Here is a 16168-nt window from a genome sequence, read left to right on the forward strand (position 1 = left end):
TCAGATCAGACTGAAGATCCCGTAGGCCGCCAGCACCAGGACCAGCGCGAGCGTCCAGGCGACGACCATCATGACGATCTTGGCGGTGACCGGATAGCGCTGGTAGAGCCGTTGCCGTCTCTGCCACGCCCACCATCGGACGCGCAGCCACCGCGCTCCGGGCAGCGCGGCGAGGCGGTCGCCGACCCGGGTCCCCAGGGTGCGTCGAGGCGGGGGCGGGTCGCGCATCCAGTCGGGCAACATGCTCGGCTGTTCCGGAGTCCGCAGGCCCACCGGGCGCTCGGGACCTCGCTTGCGGACGGTGCCGTCGCTCGTGGCCATCTCGTCTCCTCGCGATCCGCCGGTGGCACCTCGCCGCCATCGGCGCACCATCCTGGCAGGGCCGCCACCGGCGCGTACATCCGATTTCCGGCCGGTCGTCCGGTGTCGGGCGGGCGCGGGCGGTCTGGCAGGCTTGCACGTCGTGAGCACTGACGGTCTGATCGTGGTGGACAAGCCCGGCGGCATGACGTCGCACGACGTGGTGGCGAGGATCCGCCGGTTCGCGCGGACCCGGCGGGTCGGCCACGGCGGCACACTCGACCCGATGGCCACCGGGGTCCTGGTGATCGGCGTGAACCGGGCCACCCGGCTGCTGACGTACGTGATCGGGGCGGACAAGAGCTACACCGCCACCGTCCGCCTCGGCCAGTCCACGGTCACCGACGACGCGGAGGGCGACGTGATCGCCACCACGCCCGCCGGCACCGTCACCGACGCGGCGATCCACGCCGCGCTGGCGGACCTGACCGGCGAGATCGACCAGGTGCCGAGCGCGGTGAGCGCCATCAAGATCGACGGGCAGCGGGCGTACAAGCGGGTGCGCTCGGGGGAGAGCGTCGACCTGCCGCCCCGGCGGGTCACCGTGTCCCGCCTCGACGTGCTGGCGATCCGGCGCGACCAGCCGGACGTCGTCGACGTCGACGTCGACGTGTCCTGCTCCACCGGTACGTACATCCGGGCGATCGCGCGCGACGCGGGCCTGGCGCTCGGGGTCGGTGGGCACCTGACCGCGCTGCGGCGGACCGCGGTGGGCGGCTTCACCCTGGCCGAGGCCGCCACCCTCGACGAGCTGGAGCAGCGCGCGCCCGACGTGGTCGGGGTGCCGCTGGCGGCCGCCGCCGACCGGTTCTTCCCCCGCCGGGACGCCGGACCCGACGAGGCGAAGGTGCTCTCCCACGGTGGGCCGCTGGAGCCGGTCGGGCTGGCCGGACCGTACGCGGTCTTCGATCCGGCCGGCGGGTTGATCGCTATCGTCAGCGAGCGGGGTGGCCGGGCCCGCGCGGAGATCGTGCTCGCCCCGGCCTGACGGCGGATGCCGGCCCGGTCGGTACGGGCGGGCGGACTAGCGGAGGAACAGCATGCAGCGGTGGCGGGGCTTCGACGCGGTGCCCGGCGGGTGGGGGCGGTCCGTCGTCACCATCGGCGTCTTCGACGGCGTGCACAAGGGGCACCAGGCGACCATCGGCCACACCGTCGCCCGGGCCCGTGAACTGGGCGTGCAGTCGGTGGTGGTCACCTTCGACCCGCACCCGGCCGAGGTGGTCCGGCCCGGCTCCCACCCGGCGGTGCTCACCGAACCGGCCCGCAAGGCCGAGCTGATCGAGTCGCTCGGCGTGGACGTGCTCTGCGTGGTGCCGTTCACCGCCGAGTTCTCCCGGCTGCCCGCCGAGGCGTTCGTGCACGACATCCTGGTCGCGCACCTGCACGCCGCGCTGGTGGTGGTGGGGGACAACTTCCGGTTCGGGCACCGGGCCGCCGGGGACGTCGCCCTGCTCGACCGGCTCGGCCGTACGTTCGGTTTCGCCGTCGAGGACGCCCCGCTGGTCTCCGAGGCGGGCACGGTCTTCTCGTCCACGTACATCCGCTCCTGCGTCGACGCGGGGGACGTGGCCGCTGCTGCCGTCGCGCTCGGGCGACCGCACCGGCTGGAGGGGGTCGTGGTCCGGGGTGACCAGCGCGGCCGGGAACTGGGCTTCCCCACCGCGAACCTGCTCTGCCACCGGTACGCGGCGGTCCCGGCGGACGGCATCTACGCCGCCCGGATGATCCGTCGGGGGCAGCCGCACCCGCTGGCCGCCGCCGTCTCGATCGGCACCAACCCGACCTTCTCCGGCCGGGAGCGGCGGGTCGAGGCGTACGCGCTGGACTTCGACGGCGACCTGTACGGCGAGCGGCTCGCCCTGGACTTCGTGTCCCGCCTGCGCGGGCAGGTCCGGTACGACGCGATCGAGCCGCTGGTCGCCCAGATCACCGAGGACGTCGCGCAGACGCGCCGGGCGCTGGGCTGAGGGCTCGTCAGGGCGATCCCGACCAGGTGCTGGTAGGCTGGCGTGGACGTCGGCTGACCGACGTGGGGCCTCGCTGCCTGCTCGACGCCGCGGGCGCGAAGGCCGTTCGTCGCCGGTGCCCTAGCCCGGCCCGACGAACCGTATCGACAACCCACCAGAACAGGGAGAACATGGCGCTCGACCAGCAGGCCAAGGCCAAGATCCGCGAAGAGTACGCGACCGCCGAGGGTGACACCGGGTCGCCCGAGGTGCAGGTCGCGGTCCTCACCAAGCGGATCGCCGAGCTCACCGAGCACCTGAAGGTGCACAAGCACGACCACCACAGCCGCCGTGGGCTGCTGCTGCTGGTCGGCCGTCGCCGCCGGCTGCTCAACTACGTGCAGAAGAAGGACATCAACCGCTACCGGTCGCTCATCGAGCGACTCGGTCTGCGTCGGTGACGTGACGGGGGGAGCGGCCCAGCGGGTCGCTCCCCCCGTCCGCGTCCCACCCGAGACACGGGCCGCGCGCACCTGAGACAAGGGGAGCCGTCGGCGTACCGGTCTCCGGTAGTGGCCTCCGGAGGCCCCGGCAGTCGCCGGTGGTACCGGGCGCTTCGATCGAAGACCGGCCGTCCGTACAGCTCCCGCGTCGTGGCCCCCGATGCGAAGGAGCACTACAGCACCATGACCGAGACCAAACTCGGCACCGAAACCCGCACCGCCGTGATCGACAACGGGTCGTTCGGCACTCGTGAGATCACCTTCTCCACCGGTCGGCTGGCCCGTCAGGCCGCCGGCTCCGTCATCGCCCAGCTCGGCGAGACGGTCGTCCTCTCCGCCACCACCGCCGGCAAGCACCCGAAGGAGCAGTTCGACTTCTTCCCGCTGACCGTCGACGTCGAGGAGCGGATGTACGCCGCGGGCCGGATCCCCGGCTCGTTCTTCCGCCGGGAGGGTCGCCCCAGCGAGGACGCCATCCTCACCTGCCGCCTGATCGACCGGCCGCTGCGCCCCTCGTTCGTCAAGGGCCTGCGCAACGAGGTGCAGGTCGTCGAGACCATCCTCGCGCTCGACCCGCAGCACCCGTACGACGTGGTGGCGATCAACGCCGCCTCGATGTCGACGAAGCTCTCCGGCCTGCCGTTCTCCGGCCCGATCGGGGCCACCCGGATGGCCCACGTCGACGGCCAGTGGGTCGCCTTCCCGACCCACGAGGAGCTGAGCCGCGCCACCTTCGACATGGTGGTGGCCGGTCGCGCCCTGGCCGACGGCGACGTCGCGATCATGATGGTCGAGGCCGAGGCCACCGAGCACACCGTCAAGCTGGTCGCCGACGGTGCCCCGGCCCCCACCGAGGAGGTCGTGGCCAGCGGTCTGGAGGCCGCCAAGCCGGCCATCCGTGAGCTGTGCCGCGCGCAGAGCGAGCTGGCCGAGGTGTCCGCCAAGCCGGTCGCCGAGTTCCCGGTCTTCCTGGAGTACCAGGACGACGCGTACGACGCCGTCGCCGAGTTCGCTCGCGCCGACGTCGCCGAGGCCCTGCAGATCGCCGGCAAGGCGGACCGCGAGGAGGCCCTGGACGCGGTCAAGGCCCGCCTGCTGGAGGAGCTCGGCCCGCGCTTCGAGGGTCGGGAGAAGGAGCTGTCGGCCTCCTTCCGCTCGCTGACCAAGTCCGAGGTGCGCGGTCGCGTGCTGCGGGAGCAGGTCCGGATCGACGGCCGTGGCCCGCGCGAGATCCGTCCGCTGAGCGCCGAGGTCGGCGTGCTGCCCCGGGTGCACGGCTCGGCGCTGTTCGAGCGCGGCGAGACCCAGATCCTGGGCGTCACCACGCTGAACATGCTCCGCATGGAGCAGGCGCTGGACACCCTCTCCCCGGAGAAGTCCAAGCGCTACATGCACAACTACAACTTCCCGCCGTACTCGACCGGTGAGACCGGCCGGGTCGGCTCGCCGAAGCGCCGCGAGATCGGGCACGGCGCGCTGGCCGAGCGGGCGCTGATCCCGGTGCTGCCGTCGCGCGAGGAGTTCCCGTACGCGATCCGGCAGGTCTCCGAGGCGCTCGGCTCCAACGGCTCCACCTCGATGGGTTCGGTCTGCGCCTCGTCGCTCGGTCTGCTCTCCGCCGGTGTGCCGCTGAAGGCGCCGGTGGCCGGCATCGCCATGGGCCTCATCTCCGACGAGGTCGACGGCAAGACCCAGTACGTGACGCTGACCGACATCCTCGGTGCCGAGGACGCCTTCGGTGACATGGACTTCAAGGTCGCCGGCACCCGGGACTTCGTCACCGCCCTGCAGCTCGACACCAAGCTCGACGGCATCCCGTCGGACGTGCTGGCCGCCGCGCTCCAGCAGGCGTACGAGGCCCGGCAGACCATTCTCGACGTGATGCAGCGGGCGATCGAGGCCCCGGCCGAGATGTCCGACTACGCGCCGCGGGTCACCACGGTGAAGATCCCGGTCGACAAGATCGGCATGGTGATCGGCCCGAAGGGCCAGACCATCAACGCCATCCAGGACGAGACCGGCGCCGAGATCTCCATCGAGGACGACGGCACCATCTACGTCGGCGCCACCAACGGCCCGTCGGCGCAGGCCGCGGTCGAGCGGATCAACGGGATCGCCAACCCGACCCTGCCCAAGATGGGCGACCGCTTCCTGGGCACGGTGGTCAAGACCGCGCCGTTCGGCGCGTTCGTCTCGCTGCTGCCGGGCCGCGACGGCCTGCTGCACATCTCCAAGGTGGGCGACGGCAAGCGGGTCGAGAAGGTCGAGGACTTCCTCAACGTCGGCGACAAGGTCGAGGTCGAGATCGCCGACATCGACCAGCGCGGCAAGATCTACCTGGACAAGGTCCGGCCGGAGGGCGCCGAGGCACCGGCCGCCGAGGCCGGTGGCGAGCGGCCGGCCAGCCGCGACCGGGGCGACCGGGGCCCGCGTGACCGGGGCGACCGCGAGCGCGGTGGCGACCGGGGCGGGCGTGGCCCGGAGGGTGGCGAGGGCGACGGCGGCGGGGACTCCCGTCCGCGGCGCCGCACCCGGCACAGCTGATCGCCGTTTGGTAGTACCGCACCGCTGACCGGCCGGGCGACACCGTCGCCCGGCCGGTTCGTGATCCACCACCCCTCGTCGTACTGGGAAGCAGGTTGCCGTGAGTCGGACCCGCCGTTCGTCCTTGCCCGCGGCGCGACCGGGAGGAACACCGTCCGGCAGCCGGCACGCCGCCGCGACGACCCGGTCCGCCGGAGCGGCCACCCGGGCGGTGACCAGGACGCTGAGTGACGACCCGCTGGGCGGTACGGTGCGCCGCACGGTGCTCCCCAGCGGGCTGCGGGTACTCACCGAGGCGATCCCGGCGATGCGCAGCGTCTCGTTCGGCATCTGGGTGGCGGTCGGCTCCCGGGACGAGACCGGGCCGCAGGCCGGCGCCGCCCACTTCCTGGAGCACCTGCTCTTCAAAGGCACCCACAAGCGGGACGCCCTGGAGATCTCCTCGTCGATCGAGGCGGTCGGCGGCGAGACCAACGCCTTCACCACGAAGGAGTACACCTGCTACTACGCCCGGGTGCTGGACGAGGACCTGCCCCTGGCCATCGACGTGATGTGTGACCTGGTCGCCGATTCGGTGCTGGAACCGGCCGACGTGGAGACCGAGCGGGGCGTCATCCTCGAAGAGATCGCCATGCACGACGACGAGCCCGGCGACGAGGTGCACGACCTGCTCACCCGGGCCGTCTACGGCGACCACCCGCTGGGCCGGCTGATCTCCGGCACCGCGGAGACGGTCACCCCGATGACCCGCCGGCAGATCCAGAGCTTCTACCGCCGCCGCTACGTCGCGCCGCAGATCGTCATCGCCGCCGCCGGGAACCTCGACCACGCGACCGTGGTCCGGCTGGTCCGGTCGGCACTCAAGGGCAGCCCGCTGGACACCGACCCGGCGACGCCCGCGTCACACCGGCCGACCACCCCGGAGGTACGCACCCAGCCCCCCACCGTGGTCGTCCACGCGAAGGAGACCGAGCAGGCGCACGTGGTGCTCGGCTGCCCCGGCATCGACCGGCTCGACGAGCGGCGCTTCGCCCTCGGCGTGCTCAACAACGTGCTCGGCGGCGGCATGTCCAGCCGCCTGTTCCAGGAGATCCGCGAGCGGCGCGGCCTCGCGTACTCGGTCTACTCCTACGCCAGCCAGTACGCCGACACCGGCCTGTTCGGCGTGTACGCCGGCTGCGCACCGGGCCGGGTGCAGGAGGTGCTGGAGCTGACCCGGGCCGAGTTGGCGCGTACCGCCGCGCAGGGCGTCACCGAGGCCGAGCTGGCCCGGGGCAAGGGGATGAGCAAGGGCTCGTTCGTGCTCGGCCTGGAGGACACCGGCTCGCGAATGAGCCGGCTGGCCAAGGGCGAGCTGCTCTACGGTGACCTGGTCCCGGTCGACGAGCTGCTGCACCGGGTCGACGCGGTCACCCTGGACGACGTCAACGCCCTCGCCGCCGACCTGCTCAGCCGACCCATGTCGTTGGCCGTGGTCGGCCCGTTCGGCGAGTCGGACTTCATCGCCTGATCCGGCCGCGCGGGTGGGGCCGTCGTACCCCCGGGGTGCCGGCGTCCCGATTGGGATAGGTTGTGCCGCGTGACTGACGAGCAGGAGAAGGGCGCGACCGGGCCGATCCGGGTCGGTGTGCTGGGCGCCCGGGGCCGGATGGGCCTCGAGGTGTGCAAGGCCGTCGACGGCGCCGCCGACATGGAGCTGGTCGCCAGCGTCGACCAGGGCGACCCGCTGTCCGCCGTCGCGGACGCCGGGGCGCAGGTGGTCGTCGACTTCACCACCCCGGACGTGGTGATGGACAACCTGCGCTGGTGCGTCGACCAGGGGGTGCACGCGGTCGTCGGCACCACCGGCTTCACCGGGCAGCGGCTGGACCAGGTGCGGGAATGGCTGGGCGGCACGCCGGAGCTGGGCGTGGTGATCGCCCCGAACTTCGGCATCGGCGCGGTGCTGATGATGCAGTTCGCCACCCGCGCGGCCCGGCACTTCGAGTCCGTCGAGATCATCGAACAGCACCACCCGCGCAAGCTCGACGCGCCCAGCGGCACCGCCACGCACACCGCCCGGCTGGTCGCGGCGGCCCGTGCCGAGGCCGGGCTGGGCCCGATGCCGGACGCCACCGCCGACGAGGTCGCCGGTGCCCGGGGCGCCGACGTCGACGGGGTCCGCGTGCACGCGGTCCGGGCCACCGGCCTGCTCGCCCACCAGGAGGTGATCTTCGGCACCACCGGCGAGACGCTGACCATCCGGCACGACTCGTACGACCGGGTGTCGTTCATGCCCGGCGTGCTGCTGGCCGTGCGCGCGGTGCCCGGCCGACCCGGTCTGACGCTCGGCCTGGATCCGCTGCTCGACTGAGCGCGACCCGGGCGGCCGCCACGCCCGACGCGGACTCCTCCCGGGCCGGGCCTGCCGCGACGGGCCGAGCCTGCCGCGACGGGCCGAGGCGGTGTCCTACCCCTGCTTCGGGCACTGTCGAGCTGAACCGTCTGCGCTATCGCGGCCGGTCGGCCGCCCGGCACCGTCGGTCGGCTACGTGTGACCCGTCGCAGCCGGACGAGCCGTCGCTGGCTGCTCGCTGCCGAGTGGGCCGTCGGTGATCCGTCTCTGCTCTCAGCTCGACAGGCACCGGGGTGACAGTACATCTCCGTCGTGGTGCTGCCGCAGCACCGGCCGGGCCGTTCGACGGCGGCTCAGTCCGCCTCGGCGGGCGGGGCGGCGGACGGGTCAGCCGGTTCGCCGGGTTCGCCCGCCTCGGTGGGCACCGCCACGTGCAGCCGGAGCTGCGGCACCAGCATGTCGTCCACGTCCAGCGCCCGGCCCGCGCCGTCGGGCTCCCAGCCGGCCGCGCCGAGGAACTTCCGGGACGCCTCGTCGCCCTCGAAGACCCAGGAGACCGCCCGGGTGAAACCGGACTCGCGCCACAGGTCCACACTGGCGGCCAGCAGCCGGCTGCCGTGCCCGCGCCGGCCCCAGCGCGGCTCTACCAGCAGGTCGGTCACGGCCACCACGTCGGCGCCGAGCGCGTCGGCCGGCTCGTTCGGGGCCAGCGCCTCCGCGTCGGCCGGCCCGGAGGCGGCGAAGCCCACCAGATACGATTGTTCGGCCTGTTCGACGGCGACCAGCACCCGGTGGGTGTCGCCGGGCGGCTGGCGTACCGCGGCGTCCCACCGCCGCGCGAGCCACGCCTCGTCGAGGTTCTCCAGCACGTGCCGGGGCAGCAGCCGCCGGTAGGCGACCCGCCAGGTCGCGAGCTGGATGCGGGCGATCTCGGCGACGTCCTCCGGACGCGCCGGGCGGACAAACCCCAGAGCCATGGGACGACAGCCTACGCAGGGTGAGGGAGGCGGCGGTGGCGCAGGGTGCCAGGCGGACGGTCGGACAGGTCGTCGCAGTGGTCGTACTCGCCGTCGCGGTGACCGCGTTCCTGTCCGTGGCGGCGGTCCGGCACGGCTTCTTCGACCTGCACGTCTATCGCGGCGCGCTGGTCTGGTGGGTGCACGACGGCGGCGAGATCTACGACTACCTGAAACCCGGCACCCAGTACGGCTTCACCTACCCGCCGTTCGCCGCGCTGGTGATGCTGCCGATGGCGTACCTGTCCTGGCACGGGGCGATCGTGGTGAGCGTGGCCGCCGGGGTGGCCGCCGCCGCGGTGCTGATCTGGTGGCTGCTGGACCCGGTGTCCCGGCGGGTCGGCTGGACCCGCTGGTTCGCGTTCGCGGTGGCGCTCTGCCTGGCCGCCGCGTTCGAGCCGATGCGCGAGACCATCAACTTCGGCCAGGTCAACACGCTGCTGCTGTTCCTGGTCGCGGTGGACCTGCTGCGGTTGCTGCCACGCGACAGCAAGTGGGCCGGCGTCGGCATCGGCCTGGCCACCGCGATCAAGCTCACGCCCGGCATCTTCCTGATCTATCTGCTGGTCATCGGTCGCTGGCGGGCGGCGCTCACCGCCACCGGCACCGCCGCCGGGGCGACCGTGCTGGCCGCCGCGCTGTTCCCGGACGCGGCCCGCGAGTTCTGGACCTCCGCGCTGTGGAACACCGGCCGGGTCGGTGAGTTGGCCTTCATCTCCAACCAGTCGCTGCGCGGGGTGATGGCCCGGCTCGACCCGCAGAGCCCCAGCACACTGGCCTGGTTGGCGCTGGTGGCCGCGACGGTCGCGCTGTGGATCCGACGGTCCCGGACGGCCGCGGCGAAGGGGGACTCCGCGGCCGGTCTGGCGCTGACCGGCGCGGTGATGTGCCTGGTCAGCCCGGTCACCTGGGTGCACCACCTGGTCTGGCTGCTGCCGGGGCTGTTGCTGCTGGTGGACCACGGCATGGCCGCGCCACCGCGCAGCCGTCGCCGTCGGCTGCTGTTGGCCGCCGCCACCGTCGGGTACGGCTTCCTGACCAGCCGGATCGTCTGGGCGTGGGAGCAGGACTTCAGCGGGATCGACGGCTTCCTGTTCGGCAACACGTACGTCTGGATCAGCCTGGCGCTGCTGGCCTTCCTGCCGCTGGGCCGCCGGGGCGAGCCGCTGGGCCGGGACGAACCGCCGGCGTCGGCCGCGCGGTCAGCCGTCGAGGCGGCCGGTGTACCGCAACTCGACCAGCCCGATCGGCGGACGCCCGCCGGACAGCGGCACCGGATAGGTCGACTCCTCACCATCCGGTGACAACCCGGCCCGCTGATAGAACCGGCGGGCCCGGTGGTTGTCCGCCAGCACCCACACCCGGTACTCCGACCAGCCGCGTTCCCGCAGCCCGTCGTGCGCGGCGGCGAACAGCGCCGGAGCCGTGCCGTCGCCCCAGTGGGCGGGCGCCACGTAGAGCGCCAGCACCTCGCCGTACGTCGGGTCGAGGTCGCCCCGGTCCTGGTTGTTGCGGTACGGCCCGAACGTGGTGAAACCGGCCAACGCCCCGTCGACCTCGGCGAGCAGCGTGGTGAACGGGTGCTCCGGGTCGGCCGTGCCGACAGCCCGGCGGCGCTGCGCCCAGGCCACCGGGTTGAGCCGCCCCAGCACCTCGTCCGGCATGATCCCGGCGTACCCGGCCTGCCAGCCGCTCACGTGCACCCGGGCGATCGCCTCGGCGTCCTCGGGTTCCTCCCGACGGATGGTGGGCATGGCTCCAGTTCTAGGCGGCGCGGGGCGTCAGGTCCAGTGTCCGCACCGGTGTCGTACGGGTGACGTAGCCTGCGCTGCGATGGTCGCACCGGAATCGCTCTCGCTCGCCCAGGCCCGCCGCGTGGCGCTGGCCGCACAGGGCTTCGCCGACCCGTCGCCCACCGGGGCACCCACCCGTCGCCACCTGCGTCGGGTGCTCGACCGGGTCGGGCTGATCCAGATGGACTCGGTCAACGTGCTGCAACGCGCGCACTACCTGCCGCTCTACAGCCGGCTCGGGCCGTACCCGACCACGTTGCTGGACACCGCCGCCTACCGCCGCCCACGTGACCTCTTCGAGTACTGGGGACACGAGGCGTCCCTGGTGCCGGTCGGCCTTCACCCGGCGCTGCGCTGGCGGATGGCGCGGGCACACACCGACGCCTGGGGCGGGATGCGCCGCATCGCCCAGGAGCAGCCCGCTCTGGTGGCCTGGGTACGCGACGAGGTGGCCGCACGCGGCCCGCTGACCGTGGCCGAGATCGAGCACGACGCGCCCCGGGAGACCGGCAACTGGGGGTGGAACTGGTCGGCGGTCAAGCAGGCGTTGGAATACCTCTTCTGGGCCGGTGAGGTGTGCGCGGCGGACCGCACCACCTCCTTCGCCCGCCGCTACGACCTGCCCGAACGGGTGCTCCCCGCCGAGGTGCTCAACGCGCCCACGCCGACCGACGCCGAGGCGTACCGCACGCTCGTCGGCATCGCCGCCCGCTCGCTCGGCGTGGCCGCGGAGGTCGAGCTGCGCGACTACTTCCGGCTGCCGGTGGCCGGCGCCCGGCAGGCCGTCGCCGAGCTGGTCGAGGCCGGGGAGCTGCGTCCGGTGACGGTGCCGGGCTGGCGGCAGCCGGCCTGGCTGCACGCGCAGGCCCGGCTGCCCCGCTGGGTGCGCGGCAACACCCTGGTCAGCCCCTTCGACCCGCTGATCTGGGAACGCGCCCGCACCGAGCGGCTGTTCGGCTTCACCTACCGCATCGAGATCTATGTGCCCGCACCCCAGCGGGTGTACGGCTACTACGTGCTGCCGTTTCGCCAGGGGGAGCGGTTCACCGCCCGCGTCGACCTCAAGGCCGACCGTAAGGCCGGGGTGTTGCTGGTGCCGGCGGCCTGGGTCGAGCCGGGCGCCGACCCGGGGGAGACCGCCGTCGCCCTCGCCGCCGAGCTGTACCGGCTCGCCGGCTGGCTCGGCCTGGACGCGGTCGCCCCGCCGTCCGCCGGTGACCTGGCCGCACCGCTGGCCGCCGCGTTGCGGAGCGTGGCGGGTGTACGGTGAGCAACGTGACGAGCGTTGACCGACCGGGCGCCCAGCCACCTCTGCCCGCCCCCGATCCCCACGCGCCCGCCACCCCGGCCCACCCCGATCCGGCCGCCGTCGCGGGCGAACCGGGATCGGTCGCCACCTCGCCCGGGCCCGCCGGACACCCCGGCGCACACCCGGCTGGTTATCCGGCGGCCGGTTACCCGGAGGGCTATCCCGGCGGCTACCCGGCGGGCTACTACCCGCCGATCGCCGAGCCCGACCGGCTCACCCGCTTCGTGACGCGCCTGCACGCGCGCACCCCACGCTGGGTGGTGCCGCTGGCCGCCGTCGGGTGTGTCGCCGCCGGCATGGGCTACGCGCTGCTCAGCGATCCCACCCGCTCCGCGCCGGACGCAATCCCCAGTTGCCTGCTCAAACTCACCACCGGGCTGGACTGTCCCGGCTGCGGCGGCACCCGCGCACTCTGGTACGTCCTGCACGCCGACCTGCCGGCCGCCGCGCGGCACCACTTCCTCTTCGTCTTCGCGCTGCCCTTCCTGGCGTACTTCTTCGTCGCCTGGGCCGGCAAGCAGGCGTTCGGCTGGAGACTGCCCGAGTTGCGCGTCGGCCCGAAGCTGGTCGGCGGCTTCCTCGCCGCCTGGCTGGCCTTCACGGTGATCCGCAACCTCCCCTGGGCCCCCTTCACCGCCCTCTACGTCTAACCTCACCCCTCTGAAGTAGTTGATCAAGAGCTTTGCGCCCTCCGGCCACCTCGTTCGTGACCAAAACCTCTTGATCAACGCGGCGGCACGGGCGGCCGCACGGGCGGTGGGGGCGGTGGGGAGGGCAGTGGGGGTGGGTGGGGGTGGTTGGGTGGGGCCAACTACAGTCGCAGGAATGCCGGAGATGGTGCAGCCCCAGGTCAAGCTGATCGCGTGGACCCACTTCGACCCGCCGGAGGACGTGCCGTGGTCGACTGACGCGGACGGGGGACAGGCGCTCGCGGAGTTCGCCGGGCGGGCCTGCTACCAGAGCTGGAAGAAGCCGAATCCGGCGACCGCCACCAACGCCGGGTACCTCGCGCACATCCTGGAGGTCGGGCACCTCTCGGTGCTGGAGCACGGGTCGGTCAGCTTCTACTTCAGCGGGGTCTCCCGGTCGTTCACGCACGAGCTGATCCGGCACCGGCACTTCTCGTACTCGCAGTTGTCCCAGCGGTACGTGCCGGAGCGGGACGCGGCGATGGTGGAGCCGAGGGTGATCGCCGAGGACCCGGAGCTGCACAAGCGGTTCGTCGAGGCGGCCGAGGCGAGTGTGCGGGCGTACAACGAGTTGTTGGCGGGCTTGGAGCAGCACTTCGCCGACGAGCCCAACCCGACGTTGCGGCGCAAGCAGGCCCGGCAGGCGGCGCGGGCGGTGCTGCCGAACGCCACCGAGACGCGGATCGTGGTGACCGGCAACTACCGCGCCTGGCGGCACTTCATCGGCATGCGGGCCACCGAGCACGCCGACGTGGAGATCCGTGAGCTGGCGGTGGAGTGCCTGCGGCAGTTGCAGCGGGTGGCGCCGAACGTCTTCGCCGATTTCGTTGTCTCGACTCTCGCCGATGGCACCGAGGTGGCGGCGAGCCCGCACATCGCGGCATCCTGAGCGGGAGAGCCCTTCCGCTCACCGAGGGGTCCTGAGGCCTTCCCCGGCGGCCGACCGCCGGCCGTCCGCTAGGTTGTCACCATGACGCACGACCACCTTGACACACCGGTCCGGGCGGCCTCCCGCCCCTTCGGACGAGTGCTCACCGCGATGGTGACCCCGTTCACCGCCGACGGTGCGCTCGACCTCGACGGCGCCGCGCGGCTCGCGGAGCACCTCGTCACGGAGCAGGGCAACGACGCGCTGGTGGTCAACGGCACCACCGGCGAGTCGCCGACCACCACGGACGCGGAGAAGGAACGCCTGATCCGGACCGTGGTGGAGACCGTCGGTGAGCGGGCCCGGGTGGTGGCGGGAGTCGGCACCAACGACACCCGGCACACCATCGAGCTGGCCGCCACCGCGGAGAAGGCCGGTGCACACGGGCTGCTGGTGGTGACCCCGTACTACAACAAGCCGCCGCAGGCCGGGTTGCTGCGTCACTTCACCGAGGTGGCCGACTCCAGTGGCCTGCCGGTGATGGTCTACGACATCCCGCACCGCGCCGGGGTGCCGATCGAGACCGAGACGCTGGTCCGGCTCGCCGAGCACGGCCGCATCGTCGCGGTCAAGGACGCCAAGAACGACATCACCGCGACGAGCTGGGTGACCAGCCGTACGGACCTGGCGTTCTACAGCGGCGACGACGCCAGCACGCTGCCCGCGCTCGCGGTCGGCTGCGTCGGCGTGGTCGGCACCTCGACGCACTTCACCGGTGCCGACACCAAGCGCATGATCGAGGCGTACGACGCGGGGGACACCGCGACCGCGCTCGCCCTGCACCGTCGGCTGCTGCCGCTGTTCACCGGGATCTTCCGTACCCAGGGCACGATCCTGGTCAAGGCGGGTCTGAACGCGTCGAAGCTGCCCGCGGGGCCGGTCCGGTCGCCGCTCGTGGAAGCCACCGAAGACGAGTTCGCCCAGCTCCGCGCCGACTGCGCGGCGGCCGGGCTACCGCTGCCCGAATGATCAAACGACACGACGGACGCCGGGTGACGGCGTCGCAGAATGAGGTGAACGCGTGACCGAGGCGCACAACGAGGAGGCCCAACTTCCCCCGCCGCTGCCGGAGGGCGGACTGCGGATAACCCCGCTCGGCGGGCTCGGCGCCATCGGCCGGAACATGACCGTCTTCGAGTACGACGGCAAGCTGCTGGTCGTCGACTGCGGCGTGCTCTTCCCCGACGTGGAGCAGCCCGGCGTCGACCTGATCCTGCCGGACTTCGGTCCCATCCTCGACCGGCTCGACGACATCCAGGCGATCGTGCTGACCCACGGCCACGAGGACCACATCGGCGCGGTGCCGTACCTGCTCGCCCACAAGCCGGACATCCCGCTGGTGGGTTCCCAGTTCACCCTCGCGCTGGTCGAGGCGAAGTTGGCGGAGCGGCGGATCCAGCCGTACACGTTGACGGTGCGCGAGGGCGGCCGGGAGCGGCTCGGTCCGTTCGAGTGCGAGTTCTTCGCCGTCAACCACTCGATCCCGGACGCGCTGGCGGTGGCCATCCGTACGCCGGCGGGCCTGGTGCTGCACACCGGCGACTTCAAGATGGACCAGCTTCCGCTGGACGGCCGGATCACCGACCTGGCCGGTTTCGCCCGGCTCGGCGCCGAGGGCGTGGACCTGCTGCTGTCGGACTCCACCAACGCGGAGATCCCCGGCTTCGTCACCCCGGAGCGGGAGATCGGCCCGGTCCTCGACTCGATCTTCGCCAAGGCGCGCGGGCGGATCATCGTCGCCTCGTTCGCCTCGCACGTGCACCGGGTGCAGCAGGTCTTCGACTCGGCGCTGGAGCACGGCCGCAAGGTCGCGCTGATCGGCCGGTCCATGGTCCGCAACATGGGCATCGCCCGCGACCTGGGGCTGCTCAACATCCCGGCCGGCCTGGTGGTCGGTCTGGACGAGGCCACGTCGATGCCGCCCGAGCAGATCGTGCTGATGTCCACCGGGTCGCAGGGCGAGCCGATGAGCGCCCTGGGCCGGATGGCCAGCGGCGACCACCGGCACATCACCATCGCACCGGGCGACACCGTGGTGCTGGCCTCGTCGCTGGTGCCGGGCAACGAGACCTCGGTCTACCGAGTGATCAACCGGCTGGCCCGGGCGGGTGCCGTGGTGGTGCACAAGGACGTGGCCAAGGTGCACGTCTCCGGTCACGCGCCCGCCGGTGAGCTGCTCTATCTGCTCAACGTGGTGCGGCCCAGCAACCTGATGCCGGTGCACGGGGAGTGGCGGCACCTGCGGGCGCACGCCCGGCTCGGCATCGAGTCCGGCGTGGCGGCCGACCGGGTGGTGCTCTGCGAGGACGGCGACGTGGTCGACCTGGTGGAGGGCCGGGCCAGTCTGGTCGGTCGGGTCAAGAGCCGGTACGTCTACGTCGACGGCCTGGCCGTCGGTGACGTCAGCGAGTCGCTGCTCACCGAGCGTCGCATCCTCGGTGACGGTGGGTTCATCGCCGCGACGGTGGTGGTGGACTCGGTGACCGGCAAGGTGGTCGCCGGGCCGACCGTGTCCGCCAAGGGTTTCTCCGAGGACCAGCAGGCGTTCAACGCGGTGATCCCGTTGGTGACCGAGGCCCTGAACAGGGCCGCCGCGGACGGCATCACCGACCCCCACCAGCTCCAGCAGATCGTCCGTCGCACCGTGGGCCGGTGGGTCAACGACGCCTACCGTCGTCGGCCGATGATCGTGCCCACTGTCGTCGAAGTCTGAACCGTTCGGTCCATCCGCCCGTACTCCGA

General features: G+C 72.5%; 15 protein-coding genes. 12 read left to right on the forward strand and 3 right to left on the reverse strand.

Annotation, left to right across the window (positions count from 1 at the left end; all coding sequences use genetic code 11):
- A complete protein-coding gene (locus tag ACZ31C_RS17595) occupies positions 1–321 on the reverse strand; it encodes a hypothetical protein (protein ID WP_465796171.1) in 321 nt (106 codons plus the stop codon).
- 142 nt (positions 322–463) lie between these two features.
- Here ACZ31C_RS17595 and truB point away from each other — a divergent pair, with 142 nt between their 5' ends.
- The 6 genes from truB to dapB all read left to right on the forward strand — a co-directional run bounded on the left by truB (position 464) and on the right by dapB (position 7709).
- A complete protein-coding gene (gene truB, locus ACZ31C_RS17600) occupies positions 464–1348 on the forward strand; it encodes a tRNA pseudouridine(55) synthase TruB (RefSeq protein WP_465796172.1) in 885 nt (294 codons plus the stop codon).
- A 52-nt stretch (positions 1349–1400) separates the two neighbouring features.
- Complete coding sequence (locus ACZ31C_RS17605) at positions 1401–2330, forward strand: bifunctional riboflavin kinase/FAD synthetase (RefSeq protein WP_396745273.1); 930 nt, start codon at positions 1401–1403, stop codon at positions 2328–2330.
- 170 nt (positions 2331–2500) lie between these two features.
- On the forward strand, positions 2501–2770 hold the full coding sequence (gene rpsO, locus ACZ31C_RS17610) for a 30S ribosomal protein S15 (RefSeq protein WP_117226670.1): 270 nt from the start codon (positions 2501–2503) through the stop codon (positions 2768–2770).
- Between the two features lie 225 nt (positions 2771–2995).
- Positions 2996–5356 (forward strand): polyribonucleotide nucleotidyltransferase, encoded by a 2361-nt coding sequence (locus ACZ31C_RS17615; protein WP_465796173.1) that lies wholly within the window; start codon positions 2996–2998, stop codon positions 5354–5356.
- A gap of 100 nt (positions 5357–5456) precedes the next feature.
- Entirely contained in the window at positions 5457–6866 is a 1410-nt protein-coding gene (locus ACZ31C_RS17620) for a M16 family metallopeptidase (protein WP_465796174.1), read from the forward strand.
- 69 nt (positions 6867–6935) lie between these two features.
- A complete protein-coding gene (gene dapB, locus ACZ31C_RS17625) occupies positions 6936–7709 on the forward strand; it encodes a 4-hydroxy-tetrahydrodipicolinate reductase (RefSeq protein WP_465796175.1) in 774 nt (257 codons plus the stop codon).
- Positions 7710–8044: 335 nt separating this feature from the next.
- Here the strand turns inward: dapB and ACZ31C_RS17630 are convergent, their stop codons facing one another.
- Complete coding sequence (locus ACZ31C_RS17630; protein WP_465796176.1) at positions 8045–8668, reverse strand: GNAT family N-acetyltransferase; 624 nt, start codon at positions 8666–8668, stop codon at positions 8045–8047.
- A gap of 35 nt (positions 8669–8703) precedes the next feature.
- On the opposite strand from ACZ31C_RS17630, the gene ACZ31C_RS17635 reads away from it, so the two are divergent.
- Complete coding sequence (locus ACZ31C_RS17635; RefSeq protein WP_465796249.1) at positions 8704–10011, forward strand: glycosyltransferase family 87 protein; 1308 nt, start codon at positions 8704–8706, stop codon at positions 10009–10011.
- Here ACZ31C_RS17635 and ACZ31C_RS17640 read toward each other — a convergent pair.
- The gene (locus ACZ31C_RS17640) at positions 9910–10461 is read right to left on the reverse strand and encodes a GNAT family N-acetyltransferase (protein WP_396745258.1); all 552 of its coding nucleotides are present in this window, start codon (positions 10459–10461) and stop codon (positions 9910–9912) included. The two genes, ACZ31C_RS17635 and ACZ31C_RS17640, sit on opposite strands and share 102 nt — an antisense overlap.
- A 79-nt stretch (positions 10462–10540) precedes the next feature.
- Between ACZ31C_RS17640 and ACZ31C_RS17645 the strand changes: the two genes are divergently transcribed.
- The 5 genes from ACZ31C_RS17645 to ACZ31C_RS17665 all read left to right on the forward strand — a co-directional run bounded on the left by ACZ31C_RS17645 (position 10541) and on the right by ACZ31C_RS17665 (position 16139).
- Positions 10541–11770: a winged helix-turn-helix domain-containing protein gene (locus ACZ31C_RS17645; protein ID WP_465796177.1), complete on the forward strand. Its 1230-nt coding sequence runs from the start codon at positions 10541–10543 to the stop codon at positions 11768–11770.
- Entirely contained in the window at positions 11767–12459 is a 693-nt protein-coding gene (locus ACZ31C_RS17650; protein ID WP_465796178.1) for a DUF2752 domain-containing protein, read from the forward strand. The genes ACZ31C_RS17645 and ACZ31C_RS17650 overlap by 4 nt, the downstream gene beginning before the upstream one ends.
- 184 nt (positions 12460–12643) lie before the next feature.
- Positions 12644–13387 carry an FAD-dependent thymidylate synthase gene (gene thyX / locus ACZ31C_RS17655; protein WP_396691897.1) on the forward strand — a complete coding sequence of 248 codons (744 nt, stop codon included), beginning with the start codon at positions 12644–12646 and terminating at the stop codon, positions 13385–13387.
- A gap of 81 nt (positions 13388–13468) precedes the next feature.
- On the forward strand, positions 13469–14395 hold the full coding sequence (dapA, locus tag ACZ31C_RS17660; RefSeq protein ID WP_465796179.1) for a 4-hydroxy-tetrahydrodipicolinate synthase: 927 nt from the start codon (positions 13469–13471) through the stop codon (positions 14393–14395).
- Positions 14396–14447: 52 nt separating this feature from the next.
- The gene (locus ACZ31C_RS17665) at positions 14448–16139 is read left to right on the forward strand and encodes a ribonuclease J (protein ID WP_350693796.1); all 1692 of its coding nucleotides are present in this window, start codon (positions 14448–14450) and stop codon (positions 16137–16139) included.
- Positions 16140–16168: the final 29 nt, after the last annotated feature.

It is taken from the genome of Micromonospora sp. NPDC023869 (assembly GCF_055559695.1).